Genomic DNA, 23,604 nt, shown 5'->3' on the forward strand with positions numbered 1-23,604 from the left:
AGAGACTGATGAACCTTCCCCTCTAGCCCTCCAATGGAGAGTTCCCCACCGTCAACACCGTATAACTCCCGAAAATCTTAAGGATTTCAGTGTACTTCCCGAGAGCGGCGATCGCCTCCGAGAGAACCCCCTCCTCCTCGGGAGCATCCACATCCACAAAAAAGAGATATTCCCCCAGCAGTCGTTTCGTCGGGCGTGACTCAATGCGAGTCATGTTAATCCCGTAATTAGCCAGCACCTGTAGGGGGTTAAGCAAGGCTCCCGGAGAATTTTGGGGCAAACTAAAGGCCAACGATAAATAAGCCGGCCCTGGGGCTTGAGGCAGCTCTATCCCATCTTTTGAGCCTCGCACCACCCAGAAACGAGTACAGTTATCCCGGTGATCATTAATCCCATGAGCCAGAATCGGTAAATCATAGAGTTCGGCTGCCCGTTCCGAGGCGATCGCCCCCACCTGAGGATCCTGCAAATATTGCAAGGCCTCAGCGGTGGAGTTCGTCGAATGGAGCGTCACTTGAGACAATTGCTCTTCGAGCCAATGTTGGCATTGGGCCAGGGCCTGGGGATGAGAATACACCGTTGTAATCTGCTCCAACCCCGCCCCCCGAGAAATCAGCGCATGGTGAATCGGCAACACCAACGCCTGTTGCACCTGAAGCTGCTCTTTTTCCCAGAAGCTGTCTAAACTCACCGTGACACTGCCCTGAATGGAGTTTTCAATGGGAATGACTGCCACATCACAGGTTCCCTGCAAGAGCGCGTCGAGGGTTTGAGAGATGCTAGGATGGGGGACCAATTTGCCCTTGCGCCCGGAGGTCTCCTCTAGCCAGTTGCAATAAGCTAAAGCGGCAGCTTCTGTATAGGTTCCGGTCGGACCAAGGTAAGCCAGGGTTAACATTAACAGTTGACAGTTGATAATTGACGGTTGACAGTTGAAAAATCCGTATTACTACGGTTAAGAGAGATGAAGGAGTCCAACCCCATAAATACGGACAAGCTCCTTACGCAGTAAGCATCAGAGACATTAATTGCCTGGCGATGGACCTAAATCAAGCTTGACAATTAAGTATTAATATGGTTAAGACGGACAGATAAGGATTTGGAGTCAGAGCTGGGAAAATTATGTCAAAGGTAATTGTAACGGGGGCCGCTGGATTTGTTGGCTCAACCCTAGTCGAAACTCTGTTAGCACAGGGTCACCACGTAATCGGTATTGACGGCTTCACCGACTATTACGACACCCGCATTAAACATCGCAATCTAGATTCTGTTCTGAACGAACCTAGGTTCCAACTGATTCAAGATGACATTCGCAATCTGGATTGGACATCCCTATTCAAAGAGGTTGACGTTGTCTACCACCAAGCCGCTCAGGCTGGAGTCCGTGCCAGTTGGGGCGATGGCTTCCAAACCTATACTGAGTTAAACATCAATAGCACCCAACTTCTGCTCGAAGCTGCAAAAGAAGCGAATCTGAGCCGGTTCGTCTATGCCTCCTCGTCTTCCGTCTATGGGAATGCGATCGCCTACCCCACCACCGAAAATACCCTACCCCAGCCCGTATCCCCCTATGGAGTCACCAAGTTAGCCGCAGAACATCTCTGCCGACTCTATCACGTCAACTATGGTGTTCCCACCGTGTCACTTCGTTACTTTACCGTCTATGGCCCCCGGCAACGTCCCGACATGGCCTTCCATAAGTTCCTGAAAGCCGCCTTAGATGATGAACCCATCTCCGTTTATGGCGATGGCCAGCAAACGCGAGATTTCACCTTTGTCAAGGATATCGTCGCTGCTAACCTCGCTGCCAGTGAGGCTCCAGGAGCCATTGGCGAAGTCTTCAACATCGGTGGCGGCAGTCGCATTAGTCTCCGAGATACCATCTCCATGATGGAAGAGATCGTGGGTAAGCCCATCCCTATCAACTATATGGAAAGCTCGAAAGGAGATGCCCGCCACACCAGTGCCGATGTCTCGAAGGCACAACAAATCCTCAGCTATCAGCCCCAAGTCTCTCTCCAAGAAGGCTTAAGGCATGAGTGGGAGTGGTTGCAACAACTCTACGCCTACCTCCGTTCTCCCCATCGACAACCGGTTGCTTGATGGAATCTTGACATGATGCTGCCCCCCATGTCAAAAGAGGTCAGAGGGTCACAGTGAAAGTGATTCTCAAAACCTAAAGGGCTAAACTTCACAACCTGAGATAGGTTGTTGTCGGTTGCCCCATTGTCAATTTTTAGAATGAGGTGTTACTCAGAAATGGACGACCCTGGCGGTAGTCATTATTGCGACATATTTCCCCAAGTGCTGCGGCTATCTGTCCCTGAGTAGGCGGTTCTCAACGATTTGGATCTAACCCCCAGTTCCGGGTGTGACTCCATCTCTGATCGCCTGCCAAGGGGCGATCGTGAGCAGAGGAGATGGACCATCCGACCGAACTGGACATGGTCATGACGACATGCGGTTCCGTAAAGGAATCCTTGTTTTGCTGCTAAGTATTTTTGCTTAGACAGTGTCATTTTAAGTGTTTATCATCCGGACCTTATTAAGGTTCGGAGGCTTATCAAGACGGCATCCTGGGTTTTACATATTCCCAATATTGTTGTTCTGAATAAAGAGCCTAGAAACCCTTAACCCAGTTTCTATAGCAAGAGCAGGGATGGATAGGACAGAAACTACGTAGGGGCAATCCCTTGTGGTTGCCCTTTTCCGACAAAGATTGTCCTAAGAGAACCTTCACTTGCTATAGAATTTATTATCCAAACTGAGTGTTCTAACTCAGTTCCAATTGCTCAGTTTCAATTGGCAATCAGTTGATTGATGAAGTTCCGGCTATCGGGACTGAACTCCATCAATCACCCTCTGATCTGTCTATTTTCCTGTATCTCCATAGTGCTGAAAGACTGATGCAACCATCAGTCACAGCCTTGTGCGTCATTTTTTCCATTCAACCCAGTTTTTGCCCGGAGGCCTAGTCCAATGTCCCCAAATGCATTGCAAGATATTTTGCAAGAGCCGTCCTTCGGCTCTGCCAAAGAAACCGTCAACAACCTGCCCGTTGTTGAACTGGCCCATTGTCTATCAGACATCGATTACCGTAAACGCGTTCTTGCCTTTCGCCTTCTCGAAAAAGAACCGGCCATTGAAGTTTTTGAACATCTCCATCCAGACCAACAGGCAGACCTGGTTCAAGACATGGAAAACCCAGAAGCCATCCAACTTCTGGCCGCCATGGACCCAGATGACCGAGTGCAACTGATTGAAGAACTGCCGGCCAAAATCACCAAGCGACTGATTGCTGGATTAGATCCTGAGGCTCGCGAATCGGTCAACACCCTACTCAACTATCCCGAACGCAGTGCCGGGCGGATTATGAGTCCGCGCTACATTGTCGTGCGTTCCCAAGCCACAGCGGAAGAAGCCTTCTCGTAATGGATATGGGGGGAAATGTAGGCACCCAATCCAGCACCGTATTTGCTCGAGGCCTGGCTTGGAACCAAATCGATACCAAGAACTTTTTACCCTATTTGTTCCGAGAAATTCGCATCGGAGCCATGATGGGTTTGATTCTGGGAGTGGCGGCTGGGTTTATTGCCTATCTCTGGCAGGGTGCGCCCAATGATGAACCCATGATTGGCGTTGTTGTGGGGATTTCTCTGTGGTGTGTGATCACATTAGGGGCCATCTTAGGATCTTCACTTCCTTGGGTGATGCTGAAACTCGGTTTTGACCATGCACCGGGAGCTGACCCCTTTATCACGACCATTAAAGACTTTGTAGGCCTGTGGATTTACTTCTCCTTAGTGGCTTGGCTCATTGGAGTGGCGGCGTAGTTAGGAGGCCCTCCCCCTTGTTTAATCGGCTTGGGGATGGACTCCTCGTCCGTCTCCTGCCGCTTCCTCTCTCGCTTTTGTAAATGCTGTTTATTCTTGATGATGGTATGTCTAATCTCAATCCTAATCGCAACTCTAATCTCAACACCTTCCTCTATCCCAAAACCTCTGGCAAGGTTGAACCCACGATCGCCGATAAAGTCTTTAACGCTAAACTGCAACGGTACGCTCAACAGGCCATGTATCTAACGAGCCTGGAAACTGGGGGCAAAATTTCCCTGGAAGACTGCTACAACACCATGAAAGTCATGTGGCAAGATTTGGAGCGTAGCCGCGAGTATTATCGACAAGGGTAAGCAAGGACAGTTATAGCAAAAGTTGGTCTGAATCGGACAAAAAACTGGGCAAAAGAAGGCAACAGGCAACAGGCAATAGGGGGGGGAAGTCTTTCCCAATTCAGAGTCCTAAGTCAATCTTCGATTGCTATATTTTCGCGAATTGCAAATGTCCTTGTTGATGTGTCCATAAATAAAGGGGGCGATCGCCATGCACAAGCTGCGATCGCCCCCTTTGGCATTCAACGTTCCAGTTGAAATACGCTAGTTGGAATAATGAGTATCGATATTCACCTGAATCTGCTCCCGTTGTTCCGGGGTAAGAATCGGTGCCACCTGTAACCCCGTCATTTTCAAGATATTGTCCAGTTGGGCCTCTTGCTGAGAGGTCAAATCCATCAAATCAACCGATTCTTGAAAGGGCCGTCCTTCCTCAATTAAGGCTTGATGGAATTTCTGCTGTTGTTCGGGGCTTAACACCCGATTAATCCGAGCGTGGGTTTGCTCAAAAATGGGTCGTAGAACCACCAATTGTTGTTCGGTCATATCGACCCCAGTAAAAATGGGGAGTCGTTGGGCCTGGGCGAATAGGGTTTGGGGATCGGGGGGCTGGGCCTGCTTGTGGGACACTGGTTGCGGGGGTTGGGCGATCGCCGCCCCAGCAAATCCCAAGAATCCAGCGGCCATCGCCCCAACACAGAGGGATTGAACAAGAGATTTCATTACATCAATACCTGTAAGGAGGAACTTAAACCATAGACGCAACGACTCGGGAGAGGTTTCGGGAGGGGGAAGAAAGGCAGTAGGCAGTAGGCAGTAGGGGGAACTTAACCCTAGCTTACCTTCTTCTCCCCTCTCCGTGTTCTCTGTGACTCTGTGGTTCCCCCCCCAACAGATGCTACACTCGCGAGGTTACCGGCGTTCCTTGGGAGATAACCCGAGGATTTTGCAGGGCCTCATAGAGACGATTGAGGGCATTGACATAGGCATGAGCCGACGCCACAATCACATCAGTATTGGCTGCATGGCCTGAGAAAATCCGTCCCTCATAGCGTAAACGAACCGTCACCTCACCGAGAGCATCAATCCCCGCCGTCACAGAATGCACCGTATATTCAATCAACTCATTGGGGATATCCACAATCCGGTTAATGGCCTTATACACCGCATCCACCGGCCCCGTTCCTAACGCCACATCCAGTAACTCATCCCCATTGGGACCCCGCAAACTCACCGTCGCCGTTGGACGAGCGCGATCGCCACAGGAGACTTGCACCAACTCTAACTTATACAGTTCGGGGGGTTGCTGGATTTGGTCGTTGACAATGGACTCCAAATCCCAATCGGTGATTTCCTTCTTCTGATCGGCGAAGGTTTTGAACTTCAAAAATGCCTTGTTCAACTCCGTCTCCGAGAGTTCAAACCCCAACTCCTTCAACCGGGTTTTGAAGGCATTACGTCCTGAATGTTTGCCCAAGACAATCTGATTGTCGGTCAGGCCGATGGATTGGGCATCCATAATCTCATAGGTCATGCGGTTCTTGAGAACCCCGTCCTGGTGAATCCCCGACTCATGGGCGAAGGCGTTGGCCCCAACAATGGCTTTATTGGGCTGCACAAACATCCCCGTCAAGTTCGACACCAAGCGAGAGGTTTTGTAAATCTCGCGGGTGTTGATATTCGTCAGGGACTCTTCCGACTCCACCGGACGACCCAGGAAGGGATTGTAATACTGACGGCGGACATGCAACGCCATCACCAACTCTTCCAAGGCCGCATTTCCGGCCCGTTCACCAATGCCGTTAATGGTGCATTCCAACTGACGGGCCCCGTTTTTCACCGCTTCGAGGAAGTTGGCCACGGCTAACCCCAAATCGTTGTGACCGTGAACCGAAATCACCGCCTGGTCAATGTTACGGACATTTTCAACAATGCCACGAATCAAGGCCCCAAATTCGCCCGGGGTGGTGTAGCCGACGGTGTCAGGGATATTGACGGTGGTGGCCCCGGCATTAATCACCGCCTCTAAGACCTGATACATAAAGTCCGGGTCACTGCGGGCGGCATCTTCCGGGGAAAACTCCACATCATCGGTGAAGGTTTTAGCATAGGCCACCAAACTCTAAATCCCAGTCCGTGATTTCCTTTTTCTGATCGGCGAAGGCTTTAAACTTGAGGAAGGCTTTATTTAACTCCGTCTCCGAGAGTTCAAACCCTAACTCCTTCAACCGGGTTTTGAAGGCATTGCGTCCTGAATGTTTGCCCAAGACAATCTGATTGTCCGTTAAGCCGATGGACTGGGCATCCATAATCTCATAGGTCATGCGGTTCTTGAGAACCCCATCCTGGTGAATCCCCGACTCATGGGCGAAGGCGTTGGCCCCAACAATGGCTTTATTAGGCTGCACAAACATTCCCGTCAAATTAGACACCAAACGGGAGGTTTTATAAATCTCGCGGGTGTTGATGTTCGTCAAGGATTCCTCCGACTCCACTGGGCGGCCGAGGAAGGGATTGTAATACTGACGGCGGACGTGCAAAGCCATCACCAACTCTTCTAAGGCGGCATTTCCGGCCCGTTCCCCAATGCCGTTAATGGTGCATTCCAACTGACGAGCGCCGTTTTTCACCGCTTCTAGGAAGTTAGCCACAGCTAAGCCCAAGTCGTTATGACCGTGAACCGAAATCACCGCTTGGTCAATGTTACGGACATTCTCGGCAATACCCCGAATCAAGGCTCCAAACTCTCCTGGGGTGGTGTAGCCGACGGTATCGGGGATATTGACCGTTGTTGCCCCCGCGTCAATCACCGCTTCCAAGACCTGATACATAAAGTCCGGGTCACTGCGGGCGGCATCCTCTGGGGAGAACTCCACATCATCGGTAAAGGTTTTAGCATAGGCCACCATCTCAGGGGCGATCGCCAACACCTCTTCCCGACTCTTGCGCAACTTATGCTTGAGGTGGATATCGGAGGTGGCGATGAAGGTATGAATGCGCTTGTGGGCAGCGGGGGCCAGGGCCTCCCCGGCGGACTTGATATCGCCTCGGGTGGCCCGGGCTAAGCCGCAAATTGTGGGGCCATCAGGGGTTCCCACCTGGTCGGCGATCCCTTGAACCGCCTCGAAGTCGCCGGGGCTGGCGAAGGGGAATCCCGCTTCGATGACATCAACGCCGAGACGGGCCAGTTGACGGGCGATGGTCAACTTCTCCTCTTTGTTCAGAGTTGCCCCAGGGGACTGTTCGCCATCCCGTAAGGTGGTGTCAAAGATGATAATGCGATCGGGCTGGTTCGTCATAAGATACCTCGCGTGTGTCTGTAAGGAATCGAAAGCGGTCAGACCCTGAACACCAGGAGAATCGAGGGGAGATTCCTGACTTCAGGGACTGTTAATAGTGTAATCAATAGTCTAATTTCTCGATTTTGTCGCGAATCTCATTGAGATCGATGTAGCGATCGGTGGCGTTACGCAATTCACGAGCAATCATCCCTTCCGTCGAGACAACGGTGATGTGAGTGTTCTTGGAGCGTAGCAGTTCGATCGCCCGCTCAAAGTCTCCATCTCCACTAAATAACACAACGCGGTTGTACTGATCCACGGTGTTAAACATATCTATAACAATTTCAATGTCCAGATTGGCTTTTTGGGAGTAACGCCCGGAGTTATCGTCGTAATACTCTTTGAGGATTTTCGTGCGTACCGTGTAGCCGAGGCTGATGAGGGCATCCCGGAAACCCCGTTGGTCTTGGGGGTCTTTTAAGCCGGTGTACCAGAAAGCGTTGACCAAGTTGGTACTGGTGTACTGACTGCGGAAGTAGTCTAGGACGCGTCGGGGGTCAAAGAACCAGCCATTTTTTTGTTGGGCGTAGAACATATTATTCCCATCCACGAAAATGGACAGGCGATCCGTGTCATAAATCATTAATGCTATACCTGAGTTTGGTTTAGATGTAAAAAGTTAGAAATCAATCAGGACTAAACGTAAGATAGAAGTTCAGCCTACGGATTGGGGCGAGTGCAAGCCATGCTAGGACGATCGCATTTGGGATCATCCCTGGGCCAATCACTCATGAGGGTCTATCCCCGGATGAGGAATGAGATACCGCACAACACTGTGCAGCTTGACATCCAATCAGGCGATCAATAGGATAATCACCCTTTCCAGCTTAACATTTCGTTAAACTTTTACCTCCCCAACGGGGTCAATGACCCTCGTCGCAGAGTCTAAGGCATTAAACCATATTGGTTTCAATCGCCCAACGCGCCAGTTCAGTGCGGTTATGAAGTCCAGTTTTTCCCAGCATATTGGACACATGACTTTCAATCGTCCGCTGACTCACCTTCATTTCTAAAGCAATTTCTCGATTCGCCATCCCCCGGGCCACCCACTGAACCACTTTCAGTTCTGTGGGGGTCAGTTCAACACCTGAACGAACTTTGAGGGGTGGGGCGTTGTCCTGGCCCGAGAACTTGCGCGCCATTAAGCGAGCGGCCTGTTGTAGAGAGGACTCCACCTGAGCCACCAATTCATCCGGCTCAAAGGGTTTAACCATGTACACATCCGCCCCGGTATTTAACCCCTTGACTCGGTCTTGGCTTTGTCCTTTTGCCGAGAGAAAAATCACAGGAACCCAACTGGTTCTCGGATTTTCACGTACTTTTTGAACAAAGCCATAGCCGTCCATTTCCGGCATCATGACATCACAAATAATCAATTCAGGGATGGCTTCATCTAAAATTTCGAGAGCTTCACATTTCCGGCATCATGACATCACAAATAATCAATTCAGGGATGGCTTCATCTAAAATTTCGAGAGCTTCTCGTCCATTTTCTGCTGCTGTGACATCATAGCCACGAAATTCGAGAAAGTCTTTGACCAGTAAGATTAGAACGTCCATTTTCTGCTGCTGTGACATCATAGCCACGAAATTCGAGAAAGTCTTTGACCAGTAAGATTAGATTAGGGTCATCATCAATAAGAAGTAATCGTTTGGGGGTTGTATTTTTCATAAGAGACTGTCTATATCAAAAAATTCGCTTGCCGTTTCGGCGGGAGCGTAACCATAACACCATCGATCATTTTAACCCATTCCTTGACCCACAACTCAGGGGAATCCTAACTCTAGTCCGACTCATCTAAAGCTGGGGGATGGTCTTGACTCTGGGATGGTGAAGGTTGCCAGATCACATACTCTTCGACAATGCGATCGCCCATCAAATGCTCCTGAATAATCCGCTCAAGTACCTCCGGCGTGGCCTGGCGATACCAAACCCCATCGGGATAGACCAACAAAATCGGCCCCTGAGTACAAACTCGAAGACAGTTGGCTTTCGTCCGGAAAACACACACCGGTTGTTCAGCACTGGTGCGATCGAGTTTTAATTCCTTCAGTCGCCGTTTGAGATAATCCCAAGCCGCCACGCTCTCCTCCTTGGGGCAACATTTGGGCTTAGTTTGGTCAGCGCAGAGAAACAGATGCCGTCCAATGCGGGGAATATCCAGACTCTCGACACATTGACGAATCGGGCTGCCCTCCTCACAGATTCCCTCACCGGGGATCACCTCTGAGGAGTCAAAAGACAGGTCAGTATCACGCATAGGGATCGATGAACATAACAGACGAAAAATAGGTGAGCGCATGAGGCTCAAACCTCAGTGTAGCCCATTCCCCTTGCCTAGAGCTGACGTCGTTATTGAACTGACCAATCTTCAATTCGCCAATCTCCATCAACGCGAACGAGACGATAGACAACCGTTAAGGGGCTAGCATCCGTAGAACTGACTTCTTGACCGTTCTCATAGAGCGTTCCGGCCTCCTGAACGATCGCCTCGACGGAGGCTTGATCCGGGGTTTCGGAGTCGATATCGATCGCCTCGACGGAGACCTCATGACGACTAAACTCCCAATACCAGCCCGTGCGGCGAGCATCCTCAGCTCGTTCTTGCCATTGGGTCAACGCCTGTCCCGTTAACACCGTTGGCAGGCGATCGAGGGTATGATTTTGGCCCACGGCCTCAACCTTAACCGAAAACCAGCGTTCAATGGTTTGTTGAGCAACTGTATTACTCAAGGGGCCATCGGGAGCTGGGGCAGGTTCCGGTGACGGAAGCTCAAACAGGGGGTCCGTCAGACTAACATCAGCCCCATCACGAGTCAATTGCGGCCCTGAGAGTCCCAACAGAGAGGCCAACCCCCCCAAGAGGCTCGTCAACAGGATCCACAGCACCACCAAGGCCAACAGTCCTCCACCCACCAGTAACAGCAGGCGGTCTAATTTAACCCCACTGCGTCGGCCGGGTTGGGAGGAGACCCCATCCCGACGACGTCGCCGTCGCGGTTTCGAGGCGTTGGGGTTGGGATTTGACGGTTCAGGAGCGGTAAAGGGATTCGCCCCTGGAAAACGGGGGGTACTCACCGAAGTGCGTCCAACGGATCCCTGAGCTGACGAGGAGGACAACTCCCAGGAGGGACTACTACGCCCCAGCGGCGATCGCCCGGCACTCTCCCAACTCGGAGCACTGGTAGTCTGACCGAGGGCATTGGCCCCCGCCAACACCGGCTGAGCATCCGTTGGCGGCGGGAGTGCCATTTGGGTGGCTGAGACCACCCATTGCGCCGAATCTTCACTTTCTGGGGGCAGGTTTTCCAGATGGGTTTGCACCCGAGGATCAGCAAAATAGTCCTTGAGAGAGGCCGTCAGATTGTTTAAATCACGAAAATGAGGGAACACCTCATCTTGAAGCCAACGTTCCCCATAGAGGCACAAACCGGGGAGTAAATCCGGGGACCCTTGGGAATGTTCCCGAATCAAACGAATCGGCTCCTCTTCCTGAGACAATTCTAAGGCCCGACTCGCCTGTTCCGTCTGCCCCAGCAGCAGGGCACAAACCGCTTGTTCGAGATGGACATCTTGACGGCGGCCGAGTTGAACCAGTAAGAGTTTGGCCCGATAGATGAGTCCTGGCTGTCGTTGAGCGAAACCACGGCCAATCAAGGCATAGACCGCTAGATAGGTGGCCACAGCCGAGGGGCGGCGGGCTTCGAGTTCAAACAGGGATTGCTGCTCAGCGGCGGTGGTGTACTGACGTAGTTGTTGGACAAAGCGGAGGAAGTCGTTGACATCTAAGCCGGAGCCATCATCCTGGCTCCCATCGAGTCCCCCCCGTTCCTGAAGCATCTCCCGCAACAGTTGTAGCCCCCGCTGTCGCAGGCTTTCTTCCTCTAGGGGGAGGGCTAGGAGTTCTAAAATCCGATAGGGACGAAGTTTTTGCAGGTCGTTTTGCATTTCACCGCGCACTTGAGGGAACAATCCTTCCCGCAGCAGCAAGGCTTGGCCGGCTTCGAGGGAGGAGGCGGCATTTTCATATTGCCGTTGTTGCCATTGTTCTCGCCCCATTTCTAGGTAGGCGACGGCAACGGTAAGGACAATATCGGAGCGGAAGACGTTATCCGTTGCCGCCGGAGTCTCCGGGAGTCGCCCAGACAGATGAGGGCGACCGAGTTTAAGAACCAGGTCATATTCTCCCAGTTCTAAAAGAATCGCTAGGGCCCCTACCAGTTGCTGGGGTTCGATTTCTAGGCTAGGACTTTGGGTCGGACGAGGGGGGGCAACGGGGGTCATGCCATTGCGATCGCCCTGGGGGGAACCACTCAACTCCTCGGGGGTTGAGTCTGGGCCATCGGCATCCTCGACAAGGGAGATGTCGTCGTAGGTTTGACTGAGAAATAGGCTGTCGTAGCGGGCGCGATTCTCAGCATCGGCGAGGACGGTATAGGCTTCGTCAATGAGTTGTTTGCGCCCTTCAACGGCCGCCTCGGAATATTCCCGACGCGGCAATTGTCGCGAGCGATCGCGATAGGATTGCTGGATTTGCTCGGCGGTTGCCTGGATGGGCAAGCCAAGAATACGGTAGTAGTCGAGTGGAATTAGCACGATGCTCCACTTCCCCCAGGGTCACATCTTTAAGGATTTCATCGGGCAATGAGGGCGGCCTCACCCACAGATTAACCTATCCTATCTGAAGATTTGAACGTTGCTGCATTTTGAGGGACTTTTCTTCTTTTTCCCATTGTGATCTAAAATGATTGCCTTGACAGGCATTAACTTTTGTTAAGTCGTTGTTTACGATACTGCGATCGCCCAGATTACTCTATGTTTACGCAACACCGAACCCTGTCCCAACCCTCAGATGGAATCCCCTCGGCTCAGGCCTCCAGGGTGACGCTGCCCCTCACCTCTTGGAATTTTGAGACGGTCACCCTGGATGCAGAAGGCCGGGAACTAAGGCGACAGCCACGACAGGGACGGTATTATCGAGAACAGTTGAGCGATCGCGCGCCGTTAGATATGGTGGCGATTCCGGGGGGAGAGTTTTTAATGGGAAGCCCCCCAGGAGAAGCGTCTAGTCCTCGGCGAGAATCCCCGCAACATTGGGTTCACGTGACGCCGTTTTGTTTGAGTAAATATCCCATCACCCAAATTCAATGGACGGCAGTGGCGAAGTTACCCCAGGTTCGCCGTCCTCTGCCCTCGAAACCCGCCAGTTTCCGGGGAGATGCCCGCCCGGTGGAAACGGTATCTTGGCTGGAGGCGGTGGAGTTCTGCGATCGCCTCTCCTGGAAGACGGGCCGACGCTACCGACTCCCGAGTGAGGCGGAATGGGAATATGCCTGTCGCGCCGGAACCACGACTCCCTTCTATTGTGGTGATACCCTAACGACGAATCTGGCCAACTACGATGGCCGGCATCGCTACGGCCAAGGGCGAACGGGACGCTTGCGCCAAAAAACAACGGTGGTAGGGAGTTTCTTACCCAATGACTTCGGCTTATATGACCTCCACGGCAATGTCTGGGAATGGTGCGCCGACACCTGGCATCCCACCTATGAGAATGCCCCCCAGGACGGACGTATTTGGCTCGTAGGAGGCGATGAAGGTAGCCGACCCTTACGGGGTGGGTCCTGGATGTATTTCCCCAGTTATTGCCGCGCTGCTAGCCGCATTCACTATCCCCCCCAGTTCAAGAGTTACAACGTGGGCTTTCGGGTCGCCTGTGATGTCTAGGGTTGGGTCGCCTAGCATACTTAAGCAAAAAAGTCAATTACCGCTTGGGCGATCGCCTCGTTGCCATCTTTCGGCAGTGTGCTGGCCTGTTTGGAGGGCTGGGGGGCCTCTCGCAGAAACTGCCAATCGCCGGTGAAGAACTCGTCATGGGGGATAATTTGATGCTGCCCCCACTCCTGAATCCCATCGAGGAGGATTTGGGCTTCAGCAAAGCCTTCCCGTGTCACTGACACTAGGGGAACATCCAGGCGCAGGGCTTCGGCGAAGGTACTATAGCCAGGTTTGGAGACGACGCGATCGCACAGAGGCATCACATCCACCGGACGATAGGCAGTGTCGAGGATTTTCCGTAAATTGGGCAAATCTGGGGCATTGCGATCGAAGGTGAGAAATTGCCAATCAGGAAACTCCCGCAGACGGTGATAGGGCAAGGCCTGTAAGCCTAAACCGCCGAAGGTGAGGAGAATGGTTTTCTCACGGGGGGCTGTTAGGGAAAAAGTCTCTCGGAGGTGCGCTTCCCTGTATTTCGGGGTTCCCCCCGTTAAGCCCACATCGCTGATGTTGCTAAATGCTGACATGGGTTCATGGAGAGGCAGACGAAATAGGCGATCGCATTCCCCAAAACACTCCCCAATCCAATCAGCAATCTCGACAAACTCCCCACCCCAGGGGCGATAAATAAAATCCCAGCCAAAGTTACTCATCATCCAGCCCGGAACTCCGGCATAGTGAGCGATTTTGACGGCGAGGGGAGGAATATCTGCCAGAACCAATCCGGCCCGATTCAGCTTAATAAAGTTCACTTCCCCGGCAATAATCTCGTTTTGCCGTTTTTGGATATCCCGCAGCTTCTCTAGGGTGGTAGCTTGGTCCATCGTGAGGCTATCGGCTTGAATCACCCCCACATCCAGGGCCCGAGGGCGATAGAGATAGTCTCCTGGAATGTAGGAGTCGAGAAGCCAGCGGGGGGCGGTTGTCACCATGGCGATGAGAATCTCGGGGTTGAGACGTTGGATGGTGGCAGCCACGGAGGCGGCGCGAACGGCATGGCCAAAGCCATGATTGGTGACGGCGAAGTAGAGAACAGGGCGGGACATAGACAAAGGGACAGTGATGGAAACTTGATTCGGGTAAATGGCGGGTTTACACCGGGGATTAGAGGCTATCTTGGAGGTGATTGAGAAGCGTCAGGAGTTGTTTTTGAACCGAGTCATGGGTGTATTCATCCTCAGGATCGGGGGATTGTCCAGGCTGTTGGAAATAGGGGCGATCGCCGTAAATTTGTCCCCATTTAAAATCCACTTGGCGGACAAATTCATAGAGGATTTCTGAGTTTGTGGTAATTGACGTGAGAATCTGCTCTAGGGCAATTAGGGGCTGATCAATATGCTCACTGACGCGGCTATCCTGTTTGACCCAATCTTGCAAAACAGCTTTTAACGCACCGGAGGAGTCCCGCAGGTGTTTATCAATAAATCCATTGATTTCTGTGACGGCTCGCAACAAAATTGGCACAGGGGACTCGCCTTTAAAGAAGTTGCTTCCTTCTGCTGCGATCGCATCAGCGAGGGTAAATTTACGACCTGATAAAATATCTGGGGGGAGGTCGGTATTAGACTGATTGGGTTCGGGGTTAGGTGTGGGTTCGGGTTCAATACTCATAACCGTTAGGAAAGATGGACGCAAATGGCCGAAACCATCATCGCTAGTCTAACAGCCAGAATTGACCCACTGTTTGGTTCATCTGGGGGTGCTTTCCTCGGGGCTAGGGGTGTAGGATGAGGGTGGCGATCGCATCTTGCCCCTAGCTATCCCTGTTGTTGAACCATGTCTCATCCCCAGTTTGCCGAACTCATCGAAATTCAGCCCCCCCTAGGCGATCGCCTACGACGCTTTATGCTAGAACGCTTTGGCGCCACCCTGAGACTCCGTAGTCCACTGCCCCCAGAACAGTTGATGGTGCAAATGTGGACCAATATCCCCAGTAAGTACAACAGCGAGGGAGACTGGTACGCCATTGACTTGCCCTATCATGTCACCCTAGATGGGGTTCACCATTTTGAGGGAGCGTTTTTCCCCACCAGTCAGGGAGAGTATTACTATACCTATCGCATCGGCGATCGCCAGCAACCGGATGTTTGGCAATGGCTGGGTTATCCTCACAATGACGGTTTCCTCAGTGTTCAGGAACCCTCGGACTTAATGCCCTGGGCCCAGGGACCGAGTTGTCTTCGCATTATTAGTAATCTCTATATTGGCAACTATATTGCTGCGTCTCAAGCGGATAAGTTGGGAGTCGATGCTGTTCTGAATATGGCAGAGGAATTAGCACTTTCCTATCCCCCTCAAGCGAAAATTACCTATCAAAAATTAGGGACACCGGATGGGGCAGAAAACACTATTTCTGATGAGATATTGGTGAAAGCCGTTAATTGGCTCGATGAACAACGGGCGGCAGGAAGGCATAAAATCATGGTCAATTGTCGCGCAGGGATTGGGCGCAGTGGTTCGGTGATGGTGGCCTATTGTTTTGCGAAGCATCCCACTTGGACTTACGTGGAAACCGTGGAATATGTCTGGAGTCGCAAGCCCAACATCTATCCGCACCGCCATTTACAACAGAGTTTAGAGCGGCTATTTCCGCGCCAATAATGGCTTAATTAACCATGATGAGTGAGTGGATAATCACCTATCGCGGCGAAGTAGCGGCGCTGCTGTCGGCACTTCTGTGGGCGATCGCGGCGGTATTGTATCAACAGGTGGGCGATCGCATCCCACCCCTACAACTAACCTTACTCAAGGGGGCGATCGCCATTGCCCTGATTCTGCTCACCCTACTGCTGCGAGGAACCGGCCTGCCTGAAATGCCGAGGCGATCGCTACTCCTCCTAGCTGCCAGTGGTGGCCTGGGCATTAGTGTAGGAGATACCGCCTTCTTCTACGCCCTTAACCGTCTCGGTTCCCGGCGTACACTCCTGTTACAAACCCTCTCTCCCGCCATGACGGCCTTAATCGCGGCGGTGGTTCTGGCAGAACTCCTCACCCCTCGTTCAGGCATTGGCATGATGCTGATTCTCTTGGGGGTGGCCTCGGTGATTCAGGAGCGCGTCAACCCTAGCGCCGCCCCTGCCAAGGCTCAAGTTCCCTGGCAGGGGCTGGCCTGGGCGTTGCTAGCGGCGGCGGCCCAAGCAGGCGGGGCGGTTCTCTCACGGGCTGCCTTAGCCGAAACCGATGTGAGTCCCCTGGTGGCGGCCTTAATTCGCCTGGTGGCAGGATTGGTCTTTTTGCCCCTCTGGATGGCCGCCATGCCCCGTTCAATAACGTTCACTTGGACGCCCATCGTCTCCGGCCGCACCTGGGCCATGATTGGGGTGGCAGCGTTTCTGGGAACCTATTTAGCCATTTGGCTGCAACAAACCTCTCTCAAGTTTGCCCTGGCGGGGGTCTCCCAAACCCTCAGTGCCATGAGTCCGATTTTTGTGTTACCGTTGGCGGCCTGGACGGGCGATCGGCTTACCCTCAGGGCTAGTCTGGGGGCAGTGGTGGCTGTGTCGGGGGTGGCGTTGTTGTTTTCGTAATCCTCTTGTGAGGGGCTACACAATTTCCTGTCGAATTTATATACTTGGACACCACTTGATTATCAATCATATCTAAAAGGATTGATAAGGTGTTCTAGCTCATCAGAAACTTGGTTATATACCTTCAAAAAGTCGTCCTGAGTCTTGAGCCACTGTAATACTTCAGGGCTTATCCAGTTCAAAGTTTTGTGGATATATTGGTGTTTGCTGGAAACATCATAGGGTTTCTGCCAGATGGGTTCATAATGAAAGACTCTATTGCGTAGATATAGAATATTGAGAGGCAGTTTAGGGGCCAACTCTTTGAAGTTTCTCTCTGTGGCTAAAGCATAAGGGAAAATATATTTTATACACTTATTGAAAACACGTTGCTGGTACTTTTTACGGGTTATCAAGCTAATCCAGAATCCTAGGGTGAGTTCAGAGATGATACGAGGTCGTGTTAAGGGTCGTCCTTGTCGTCTAACGGTATCTTTGGCTTTTTCAATGAAACTTTGCGCTCGTTGTTCGAGTAAACCGCACTGGTACCAGTGGCGACCATACTGCTCTTGTAACGCCCGATCAATCTGATTGCGAAAGGTAATCTCAAAAATGTGAAGACTAGGATAGATAGCAGTACAAATGCAGAGATTCAGTTCGTAAAGCCGAATGGCGGGTTCAAGTTGCCCATTGACCGTTCTGAGGTAAGGGCGCAAGCGCACCGATGAGAGAGCTGTGGCGATCTCATCTTGGGTATTTTGCGAGAGTGGTCTGAGTCCGGACATTGACAGAACCTAAACAAGTTAGCTATATTTGTAGACGTAAGCTCTGGGATTGTCCTATGTCTCCGTTTGTGAGTTAAGACCCCAGCGCATCGGGAAAATTGTACATGATCGATGTACAGCAATAGCCAGACCTCCAGTCGCCAGCGGGTGAGTGGGGGTTTGGCTGTTTTGATTTTCAGGACCTTTAGAGCCTGGGGGCGATCGCCGGATTCCTGAGTTGTCCCAGGGAGATCAATTTTGGGTCTCTATTTTGGCCCCTACTCGCTCCCGCAAAAGATTACAATACATTAAGCAAACTTAAACACATGTAGGACAACGCAATATGCGAGTTGCGATCGCCGGTGCCGGACTTGCCGGACTCACCACAGCCGTCAACCTAGCCGATGCCGGCCATGAGGTAGAAATCTTTGAATCCCGTCCCTTCGTCGGCGGTAAAGTGGGCAGTTGGGTCGATACCGACGGCAACCATATCGAAATGGGGCTGCACGTCTTCTTCGGCTGCTATTACAACCTCTTCGCCCTCATGGAGAAAGTGGGCGCATTAGATGCCCTACGCCTAAAACAGCATACCCACACCTTCATCAACGACGGCGGACGAGTCGGAGAACTGGACTTTCGGTTTATCACCGGCGCACCCTTCAACGGCCTCAAAGCCTTCTTCACCACCTCGCAACTCTCCCTACAAGACAAGTTGCAAAACTCCCTAGCCCTGGGAACCAGTCCCATCGTGCGGGGTTTAGTCGACTTCGAGGGGGCCATGACCACCATTCGCGACCTCGATCGCATCAGCTTCGCCGACTGGTTTCGCTCCCACGGCGGCAACAACGGCAGCCTCAAGCGGATGTGGAATCCCATCGCCTACGCCCTCGGGTTCATCGACACCGAGAACATCTCCGCTCGTTGTATGTTGACCATCTTCCAATTTTTCGCCGCCCGCACCGAGGCCTCCGTCTTGCGGATGTTGGAAGGCTCCCCCCATACCTATCTCCATCAACCCATCCTCGACTATCTCCAAGAACGGGGGACTAAAATTCATACCCGTCGCCGGGTGCGTCAGATTAAATTTACTGACCATGACGGCCACACTGAAGTTGATGCCATTGTCGTGGCCCAGGGGGAAACGGAGGAGATTATCGAAGCCGATGCCTATGTCTTCGCCTGTGACGTGCCGGGTATCCAAAAAATTCTGCCCCCTGAATGGCGCAAATGGCCCGAGTTTGACAACATCTATAAATTAGACACCGTTCCCGTGGCTACCGTGCAACTGCGGTTTGACGGTTGGGTGACGGAACTGCAAGATGCCGAGAAACGGCAACAATTGCAAGAAGCGGCGGGATTGGATAACCTCCTTTATACCCCCGATGCCGACTTCTCCTGTTTTGCCGATTTAGCCTTAACCAGTCCTGGGGACTATTACAAACCCGGTGAAGGCTCCTTGATGCAGTTAGTTTTAACCCCCGGTGACCCCTTTATTAAACAAAGCAACGAACAGATTGCCCATCATGTTTTAGAACAGGTGAGATCGCTGTTTCCCTCGGCCCGGGACCTCAATATGACCTGGTATAGTGTCGTCAAACTAGCCCAATCCCTCTATCGCGAAGCCCCTGGGATGGATGTCTATCGCCCCGCCCAACGTACCCCCATTGATAATTTCTTCCTCGCCGGCAGTTACACACAGCAGGACTATATCGATAGTATGGAGGGGGCAACCCTATCGGGAAATCAGGCCGCGCAAGCGATTTTAGAGGAGTTTGCCCGCCGGTAATCCCCATCGTCAATCCCAAGAGTCCTCGGTTTCCCCACCCGCCTGGGACTCCTCAACACCCTCAGACTCATTATTTATCGGATAGCCCTAATGACAGATTGGTTAGAACATAGCGTGCAAGTCGAAGTCCCGGTTACCATTGAGGCGGCCTGGGAGTTGTGGTCTGATTTAGAACAAATGCCCCAATGGATGAAATGGATTGAATCCGTCTCGATTTTGGAGCATGACCCAGATTTGTCCCGCTGGAAACTGGCCTCAGGGGCGTTTGAGTTTACCTGGCTATCGCGGATTGTGCAGCTGATTCCCAAACAAATTATTCAATGGGAATCCGTCGATGGCTTACCGAATCGGGGGGCCGTGCGCTTTTACGATCGCCATGGTTCGAGTATTGTCCGCCTGACAGTGGCCTATGCGATCCCGGGTATCCTAGGAAAGATTATGGATAACCTGTTTGTGGGGCGGGTGGTAGAATCGACGATTCAGGCGGATATGGATCGCTTTCGGGAGTACGCTATCCGTCGCCGGTAACCACAGCCCCAGGACGCTTAATTGGCCGCCTAACCTTCTCCTATGCTACATCTGACGAATCTCAGCTATCATCCCCCGGCCAGTCCCACGGAAATTCTCAAATCCCTGAATTTAGAGTTATCGCCTCAGACATTGGGGTTGATTGTCGGGCCGAGTGGTTCCGGGAAAACCACCCTGTTGGAGATTTTAGCGGGGTTAGCCGAACCCACCTCAGGACAGGTGATGTGGCGCGATCGCGAACTCCTCCCGGAACAATTACGCCAACTGGTGGGATTGGTGTTTCAGTTTCCCGAACGGCATTTTTGCGGCGGCACTATCCTTGAAGAATTGCGCCTCGGTCATCCTGAAATTGGCTCAGAACAGGTTAAACAGGCCCTCGAAGCTGTCGGGTTAAGTCATTTATCTCTGTATGGTGCGCCCCATGATCTCAGTGGTGGCCAGCAGCGACGGTTGGCGTTAGCGGTGCAGTTGATTCGTCAACCACAAGTGTTGCTATTGGACGAACCTACAGCGGGGTTAGATTGGTCGATGCGTCGTCAACTGGCCAATTTACTGAAGCAACTGAAGCAAGATTGGAGTTTGCTGGTAGTGACTCACGACGCGGGGGAACTGTTGGAAATTGCCGATTCCTGTTGGACGATTCACGAAGGAACGGTGACCCCAGTCGATGCCACCTCAGGGGAACAAACCCCCTCCGTCACATTAAGTTAATGCCATCCAGGGGATAGTGAAACGATGCCGCGACGCACCCTACCGTTGTCTACCTTCGTTGGGTTGATGTTCCAAAAACACACAGCCGTGGTGATGGAGATGAACCAACAGCGTCTTGACTTGTGCCAACACCAATTCCGGTTGCACCGGTTCTAGGGTTTCGGGATGGCGGGGGAAGAGGTCAATAGAGCGACGGATGAGGTTCAGCAGAGGCTGTGGACTTGTCTTAATCAGGGGGAACAGGGATATCGCGCCTCGACTGTCGAGAGTCACTACCCCATTTAATCCAGGGTCGAAATAAGCATTCAGCAAAAGGGGTTTCTGACTATGCCAACTCTGCAAACAGGCATCGCGGAACCCATCATGGCACAGTTGCGGATGGAGCCAAACCTGAACCTGTGACCACTGGTTGGCCCAAGTGACGGCATCCCAGTTTGCCACGGAGTCCGCCGGGGGGTGATGCGTGTTAACACACCAAAAATCTAAAAGCCGATGCACCGGATGCAACAACTCAAACCACTCTAGCTGTTGCTGTACCGACATCCCTCGCAACTGTTCTAGGATACTTGGCGGTAGAGATTGAGGCTGGTTAAAGAGAGCCAAGAGATCCCATTGTTGCCAATTGACCATGCGCAGAAACTGAAGTCCAGCTTGCTCTAATATCTCAAACACTTTGGGGATGGTGTAGCCGCGATCGCCCTGAAAGAGATAATTCATCAAAATATCCGCCGTCGCCTCCTCTCGGGCAAACTCCGGCTTCCAGGTCTGTTGTTTGAGATTTACCCATCCCTTTAATTGCCCCATCACCCCCTGTAGGGTCTCCACGGCTGGGGTTTCTGGATTCTCCTCTAGCAGTCCCCAACGGTGAAAGAGAGTCTGGCCTCGATAGACGGCCTCTCGTTGCAAGGCGCTGTGGACATTGACTCGTAAAATGCCCCCTGGCTTAAGAACCTCTTGCAATTGCCCCAAGGCAGCAATGGGATCGTCAAACAGATAGAGAGTGTCATCACAGTTGATGTAGTCAAACTGAATGCCTAACTCGTGCAACTGCATCAAATCCAAACAGTGCAACTCGACTTGATGATGGCCGTGATAGTCTAACCGCGATCGCGCCTTCTCCAGAGATGCCGCCGAAAAATCCACCCCTAGCACCTCGGCCCCTGGATTCGCCGTCGCCAGGGCTAAGGTTCCATAGCCTGTGCCACAACCAGCATCCAAAATTCGGGCAGTTTTCGGTTCAGGAACGCGCCCGGTTTGCAGGTAATGAGGGGTCTGCCATTCATGGGAAAAGAGCAGGCTCGACTCCTCTGTCACCTCTTGCTCAATAGGAATCTGAGGATAGGGACGAAAGTCAAACTGTTGACGAACCTGCTCCGATAACTGGGACATGAGCCTACATCACTCGACGGCGGATGTTACTAGAGACCTGTTCTGAAGCCGTCACCACCAGCCAAATCATGATGATAATGGTCAAGGCTTGGTCATAGCGGAACAGTCGCATGGAGGTACTCAGTTCCACACCAATTCCGCCGGCACCGACTAACCCTAACACCACCGCTGAACGAATGGATTTCTCTACTCCATAGAGACTGGTGGCAACAAAGGAGGGAAAGGCACAGGGAAACACAGCCCCCAAAATGACCCCAAGTCGCGAGGCCCCGGTGGCGGTGAGGGCTTCCACGGGCCCTGGTTCGAGTTCCTCGATGCGTTCCGAGAAGAATCGCCCACAGAAGCCGAGAATATCGACGGCAATGGTGAGAATCCCCGCCGCCGGACCTAAGCCGATCGCCACCACGAACACTAAGGCCCAGACGAGATCGGGAATCGTCCGCACTGCCGCTACCAAACTCCGAGTGACCAGCCGCACTTTGGGGTTGGGGGTGGTGTTGTCGGAGGCCAACAGGGCCACAGGGAGACTCAAAATCACCCCAACAACGGTTCCCACTAAAGCCATCTCAAAGGTGACCAGAATCGCCCAGAAGAAATTTTGGGCCCGCGAGACATCCGGGGGAAACGCTTGCATCAGGAAGTCTCCGAGGCGACCTAAACCGCTAAACAGGCGTTCTGGGGTCAGTTGAGAGATGTAGATGCCATGGATAAATAAGCCCAGCAGGATTAAACCACCAATCCACCAAACTAGGGGAGGACGTTGGAAGCGAGGGGGAAGTTTTGCCTGTAAGGAGGTTGGAGTTGAGGTTGGAGAGGTCACGATAGGCTAATTTTGTCTTGAACCGGTTGTTTGGGAAGATTGATATCTTCATACAGTCGATGGAGTCGCTCGGAATTCATCTCGGCAGTGGGACTGTCCATCACGAGAGTGCCGTGACGCAGGCCCACCAGGCGATCGCCGTATTCTTTGGCGATTTCTAGTTGGTGCAAGGCACAGACAACCGTCAGATTGCGTTCTCGGACAATTTCCCAGAGTAAGTCCATTACCTCGCGTCCCGATTTGGGGTCAAGACTGGCGATGGGTTCGTCCGCGAGAACCACTTGTGGGTCTTGCATTAACATCCGGGCGATCGCCACCCGTTGCTGTTGTCCCCCGGACAGACTATCCGCCCGCCGTTTGGCTAAATCTGCTAAGCCGACGCGCTCTAAACAAGCCATGGCCCGCAATCGCTCCTGACGGGATGCGGCAACAGAAAAGACGTTGAAAGGATTATTGGTTCGCCCAAGACCACCAAACAAAACATTTTGCAATACCCCCAGATTGCCAATGAGATGGAACTTCTGAAAGACCATCCCCACCTGTCGACGAACCCGTCTGAGGGTGTGATGGGCCCGCCGTTGTTTGGCTGCAACCACGTCGATATTATCGACATAGATTTGGCCCGAGGTTGGGGCTTCCAAGCCGTTGATACAGCGTAAGAGGGTGGTTTTCCCGGAACCATTCGACCCCAAGAGGATGGTTCCTTCTCCGGGGTTAATGGTGAAACTCACCCCATCAAGGGCGCGAGTTCCATCAGGGAACACCCGAGAGACGTCATGAATTGAAAGAGGAATCACGATTGAGGATTGATA

The 23,604-nt window shown here is 52.3% G+C and carries 21 protein-coding genes and 4 pseudogenes; 10 read left to right on the plus strand and 15 right to left on the minus strand.

Features of this window, described 5'->3' with window-relative positions; genetic code table 11:
• Positions 1 to 22: 22 nt before the first annotated feature.
• Entirely contained in the window at positions 23 to 898 is an 876-nt protein-coding gene (gene pheA, locus L855_RS19440; RefSeq protein ID WP_159790598.1) for a prephenate dehydratase, read from the minus strand.
• A gap of 224 nt (positions 899 to 1,122) precedes the next feature.
• Here pheA and L855_RS19445 point away from each other — a divergent pair, with 224 nt between their 5' ends.
• From L855_RS19445 to L855_RS19460, 4 genes are all read left to right on the plus strand, one after another.
• A complete protein-coding gene (locus L855_RS19445) occupies positions 1,123 to 2,103 on the plus strand; it encodes an NAD-dependent epimerase/dehydratase family protein (RefSeq protein WP_159790599.1) in 981 nt (326 codons plus the stop codon).
• 876 nt (positions 2,104 to 2,979) lie between these two features.
• Positions 2,980 to 3,432, plus strand: a complete 453-nt coding sequence (locus L855_RS22035; RefSeq protein ID WP_159790600.1) for a magnesium transporter MgtE N-terminal domain-containing protein — start codon at positions 2,980 to 2,982, stop codon at positions 3,430 to 3,432.
• Positions 3,433 to 3,437: 5 nt separating this feature from the next.
• Positions 3,438 to 3,833 (plus strand): magnesium transporter, encoded by a 396-nt coding sequence (locus tag L855_RS22040; protein ID WP_246199158.1) that lies wholly within the window; start codon positions 3,438 to 3,440, stop codon positions 3,831 to 3,833.
• 107 nt (positions 3,834 to 3,940) lie between these two features.
• A complete protein-coding gene (locus tag L855_RS19460; protein WP_219729959.1) occupies positions 3,941 to 4,189 on the plus strand; it encodes a DUF7219 family protein in 249 nt (82 codons plus the stop codon).
• Positions 4,190 to 4,432: 243 nt separating this feature from the next.
• On the opposite strand, the gene L855_RS19465 is transcribed toward L855_RS19460, so the two are convergent.
• The 8 genes and pseudogenes from L855_RS19465 to L855_RS19500 all read right to left on the minus strand — a co-directional run bounded on the left by L855_RS19465 (position 4,433) and on the right by L855_RS19500 (position 12,106).
• A complete protein-coding gene (locus tag L855_RS19465) occupies positions 4,433 to 4,891 on the minus strand; it encodes a hypothetical protein (RefSeq protein WP_159790603.1) in 459 nt (152 codons plus the stop codon).
• A gap of 175 nt (positions 4,892 to 5,066) precedes the next feature.
• Positions 5,067 to 6,287 (minus strand): annotated as a pseudogene (locus L855_RS19470) (2-isopropylmalate synthase); the annotation flags it as partial.
• A gap of 1 nt (position 6,288) precedes the next feature.
• Positions 6,289 to 7,467 (minus strand): annotated as a pseudogene (locus L855_RS19475) (2-isopropylmalate synthase); the annotation flags it as partial.
• Between the two features lie 103 nt (positions 7,468 to 7,570).
• The gene (gene labA, locus L855_RS19480) at positions 7,571 to 8,092 is read right to left on the minus strand and encodes a low amplitude/bright protein LabA (protein WP_159790604.1); all 522 of its coding nucleotides are present in this window, start codon (positions 8,090 to 8,092) and stop codon (positions 7,571 to 7,573) included.
• Positions 8,093 to 8,402: 310 nt separating this feature from the next.
• Positions 8,403 to 9,090, minus strand: a pseudogene (locus L855_RS19485) (response regulator transcription factor).
• Positions 9,062 to 9,181 (minus strand): annotated as a pseudogene (locus L855_RS22975) (DNA-binding response regulator); the annotation flags it as partial. The pseudogenes L855_RS22975 and L855_RS19485, both read right to left, overlap by 29 nt.
• Positions 9,182 to 9,293: 112 nt before the next feature.
• Complete coding sequence (locus tag L855_RS19495; protein ID WP_246199159.1) at positions 9,294 to 9,770, minus strand: (2Fe-2S) ferredoxin domain-containing protein; 477 nt, start codon at positions 9,768 to 9,770, stop codon at positions 9,294 to 9,296.
• 92 nt (positions 9,771 to 9,862) lie between these two features.
• Positions 9,863 to 12,106, minus strand: coding sequence for an IMS domain-containing protein (locus L855_RS19500; protein WP_159790605.1), 2,244 nt, complete (start codon positions 12,104 to 12,106; stop codon positions 9,863 to 9,865).
• A 219-nt stretch (positions 12,107 to 12,325) separates the two neighbouring features.
• Here L855_RS19500 and L855_RS19505 point away from each other — a divergent pair, with 219 nt between their 5' ends.
• Positions 12,326 to 13,237 carry a formylglycine-generating enzyme family protein gene (locus tag L855_RS19505; RefSeq protein WP_159790606.1) on the plus strand — a complete coding sequence of 304 codons (912 nt, stop codon included), beginning with the start codon at positions 12,326 to 12,328 and terminating at the stop codon, positions 13,235 to 13,237.
• 20 nt (positions 13,238 to 13,257) lie between these two features.
• On the opposite strand, the gene L855_RS19510 is transcribed toward L855_RS19505, so the two are convergent.
• Entirely contained in the window at positions 13,258 to 14,334 is a 1,077-nt protein-coding gene (locus tag L855_RS19510) for a glycosyl transferase (protein WP_159790607.1), read from the minus strand.
• Between the two features lie 58 nt (positions 14,335 to 14,392).
• Positions 14,393 to 14,899, minus strand: coding sequence for a hypothetical protein (locus tag L855_RS19515; RefSeq protein WP_159790608.1), 507 nt, complete (start codon positions 14,897 to 14,899; stop codon positions 14,393 to 14,395).
• A gap of 165 nt (positions 14,900 to 15,064) precedes the next feature.
• On the opposite strand from L855_RS19515, the gene L855_RS19520 reads away from it, so the two are divergent.
• Together L855_RS19520 and L855_RS19525 are read left to right on the plus strand one after the other, a co-directional pair.
• The gene (locus tag L855_RS19520) at positions 15,065 to 15,889 is read left to right on the plus strand and encodes a dual specificity protein phosphatase family protein (RefSeq protein ID WP_246199162.1); all 825 of its coding nucleotides are present in this window, start codon (positions 15,065 to 15,067) and stop codon (positions 15,887 to 15,889) included.
• 14 nt (positions 15,890 to 15,903) lie between these two features.
• Positions 15,904 to 16,815, plus strand: coding sequence for a DMT family transporter (locus L855_RS19525; RefSeq protein WP_246199164.1), 912 nt, complete (start codon positions 15,904 to 15,906; stop codon positions 16,813 to 16,815).
• 62 nt (positions 16,816 to 16,877) lie between these two features.
• Here L855_RS19525 and L855_RS19530 read toward each other — a convergent pair whose 3' ends face one another.
• A complete protein-coding gene (locus tag L855_RS19530; RefSeq protein WP_159790609.1) occupies positions 16,878 to 17,579 on the minus strand; it encodes a hypothetical protein in 702 nt (233 codons plus the stop codon).
• 322 nt (positions 17,580 to 17,901) lie between these two features.
• On the opposite strand from L855_RS19530, the gene zds reads away from it, so the two are divergent.
• The 3 genes from zds to L855_RS19545 all read left to right on the plus strand — a co-directional run bounded on the left by zds (position 17,902) and on the right by L855_RS19545 (position 20,583).
• The gene (gene zds, locus L855_RS19535) at positions 17,902 to 19,344 is read left to right on the plus strand and encodes a 9,9'-di-cis-zeta-carotene desaturase (protein ID WP_159790610.1); all 1,443 of its coding nucleotides are present in this window, start codon (positions 17,902 to 17,904) and stop codon (positions 19,342 to 19,344) included.
• Positions 19,345 to 19,434: 90 nt separating this feature from the next.
• Positions 19,435 to 19,872 (plus strand): SRPBCC family protein, encoded by a 438-nt coding sequence (locus L855_RS19540; RefSeq protein ID WP_159790611.1) that lies wholly within the window; start codon positions 19,435 to 19,437, stop codon positions 19,870 to 19,872.
• A gap of 42 nt (positions 19,873 to 19,914) precedes the next feature.
• Positions 19,915 to 20,583 (plus strand): ABC transporter ATP-binding protein, encoded by a 669-nt coding sequence (locus L855_RS19545; RefSeq protein ID WP_159790612.1) that lies wholly within the window; start codon positions 19,915 to 19,917, stop codon positions 20,581 to 20,583.
• A 39-nt stretch (positions 20,584 to 20,622) separates the two neighbouring features.
• On the opposite strand, the gene L855_RS19550 is transcribed toward L855_RS19545, so the two are convergent.
• Genes L855_RS19550 through phnC form a run of 3 tightly spaced genes read right to left on the minus strand, consistent with a single transcriptional unit; the run spans position 20,623 to position 23,589 of the window.
• Positions 20,623 to 21,972: a class I SAM-dependent methyltransferase gene (locus tag L855_RS19550; RefSeq protein ID WP_159790613.1), complete on the minus strand. Its 1,350-nt coding sequence runs from the start codon at positions 21,970 to 21,972 to the stop codon at positions 20,623 to 20,625.
• A 4-nt stretch (positions 21,973 to 21,976) separates the two neighbouring features.
• Positions 21,977 to 22,792 (minus strand): phosphonate ABC transporter, permease protein PhnE, encoded by an 816-nt coding sequence (gene phnE, locus L855_RS19555; RefSeq protein ID WP_219729960.1) that lies wholly within the window; start codon positions 22,790 to 22,792, stop codon positions 21,977 to 21,979.
• Positions 22,789 to 23,589 (minus strand): phosphonate ABC transporter ATP-binding protein, encoded by an 801-nt coding sequence (gene phnC / locus L855_RS19560; protein WP_159790614.1) that lies wholly within the window; start codon positions 23,587 to 23,589, stop codon positions 22,789 to 22,791. Before phnC ends, phnE begins: the two co-directional genes overlap by 4 nt.
• Positions 23,590 to 23,604 lie beyond the last annotated feature (15 nt).

The organism is Sodalinema gerasimenkoae IPPAS B-353, assembly GCF_009846485.1.
Lineage (GTDB): Bacteria > Cyanobacteriota > Cyanobacteriia > Cyanobacteriales > Geitlerinemataceae > Sodalinema > Sodalinema gerasimenkoae.

Coding starts and splice junctions, on each gene's coding strand:
- L855_RS19520 (WP_246199162.1), top strand. CDS start 15,065: ATGTCTCATCCCCAGTTTGCCGAACTCATCGAAATTCAGCCCCCCCTA.
- L855_RS19550 (WP_159790613.1), bottom strand. CDS start 21,972: ATGTCCCAGTTATCGGAGCAGGTTCGTCAACAGTTTGACTTTCGTCCC.
- L855_RS19525 (WP_246199164.1), top strand. CDS start 15,904: ATGATGAGTGAGTGGATAATCACCTATCGCGGCGAAGTAGCGGCGCTG.
- L855_RS19515 (WP_159790608.1), bottom strand. CDS start 14,899: ATGAGTATTGAACCCGAACCCACACCTAACCCCGAACCCAATCAGTCT.
- zds (WP_159790610.1), top strand. CDS start 17,902: ATGCGAGTTGCGATCGCCGGTGCCGGACTTGCCGGACTCACCACAGCC.
- L855_RS19495 (WP_246199159.1), bottom strand. CDS start 9,770: ATGCGTGATACTGACCTGTCTTTTGACTCCTCAGAGGTGATCCCCGGT.
- L855_RS19445 (WP_159790599.1), top strand. CDS start 1,123: ATGTCAAAGGTAATTGTAACGGGGGCCGCTGGATTTGTTGGCTCAACC.
- L855_RS22040 (WP_246199158.1), top strand. CDS start 3,438: ATGGGGGGAAATGTAGGCACCCAATCCAGCACCGTATTTGCTCGAGGC.
- L855_RS22035 (WP_159790600.1), top strand. CDS start 2,980: ATGTCCCCAAATGCATTGCAAGATATTTTGCAAGAGCCGTCCTTCGGC.
- L855_RS19530 (WP_159790609.1), bottom strand. CDS start 17,579: ATGTCCGGACTCAGACCACTCTCGCAAAATACCCAAGATGAGATCGCC.
- L855_RS19540 (WP_159790611.1), top strand. CDS start 19,435: ATGACAGATTGGTTAGAACATAGCGTGCAAGTCGAAGTCCCGGTTACC.
- labA (WP_159790604.1), bottom strand. CDS start 8,092: ATGATTTATGACACGGATCGCCTGTCCATTTTCGTGGATGGGAATAAT.
- L855_RS19510 (WP_159790607.1), bottom strand. CDS start 14,334: ATGTCCCGCCCTGTTCTCTACTTCGCCGTCACCAATCATGGCTTTGGC.
- L855_RS19460 (WP_219729959.1), top strand. CDS start 3,941: ATGTCTAATCTCAATCCTAATCGCAACTCTAATCTCAACACCTTCCTC.
- L855_RS19545 (WP_159790612.1), top strand. CDS start 19,915: ATGCTACATCTGACGAATCTCAGCTATCATCCCCCGGCCAGTCCCACG.
- L855_RS19465 (WP_159790603.1), bottom strand. CDS start 4,891: ATGAAATCTCTTGTTCAATCCCTCTGTGTTGGGGCGATGGCCGCTGGA.
- pheA (WP_159790598.1), bottom strand. CDS start 898: ATGTTAACCCTGGCTTACCTTGGTCCGACCGGAACCTATACAGAAGCT.
- L855_RS19505 (WP_159790606.1), top strand. CDS start 12,326: ATGTTTACGCAACACCGAACCCTGTCCCAACCCTCAGATGGAATCCCC.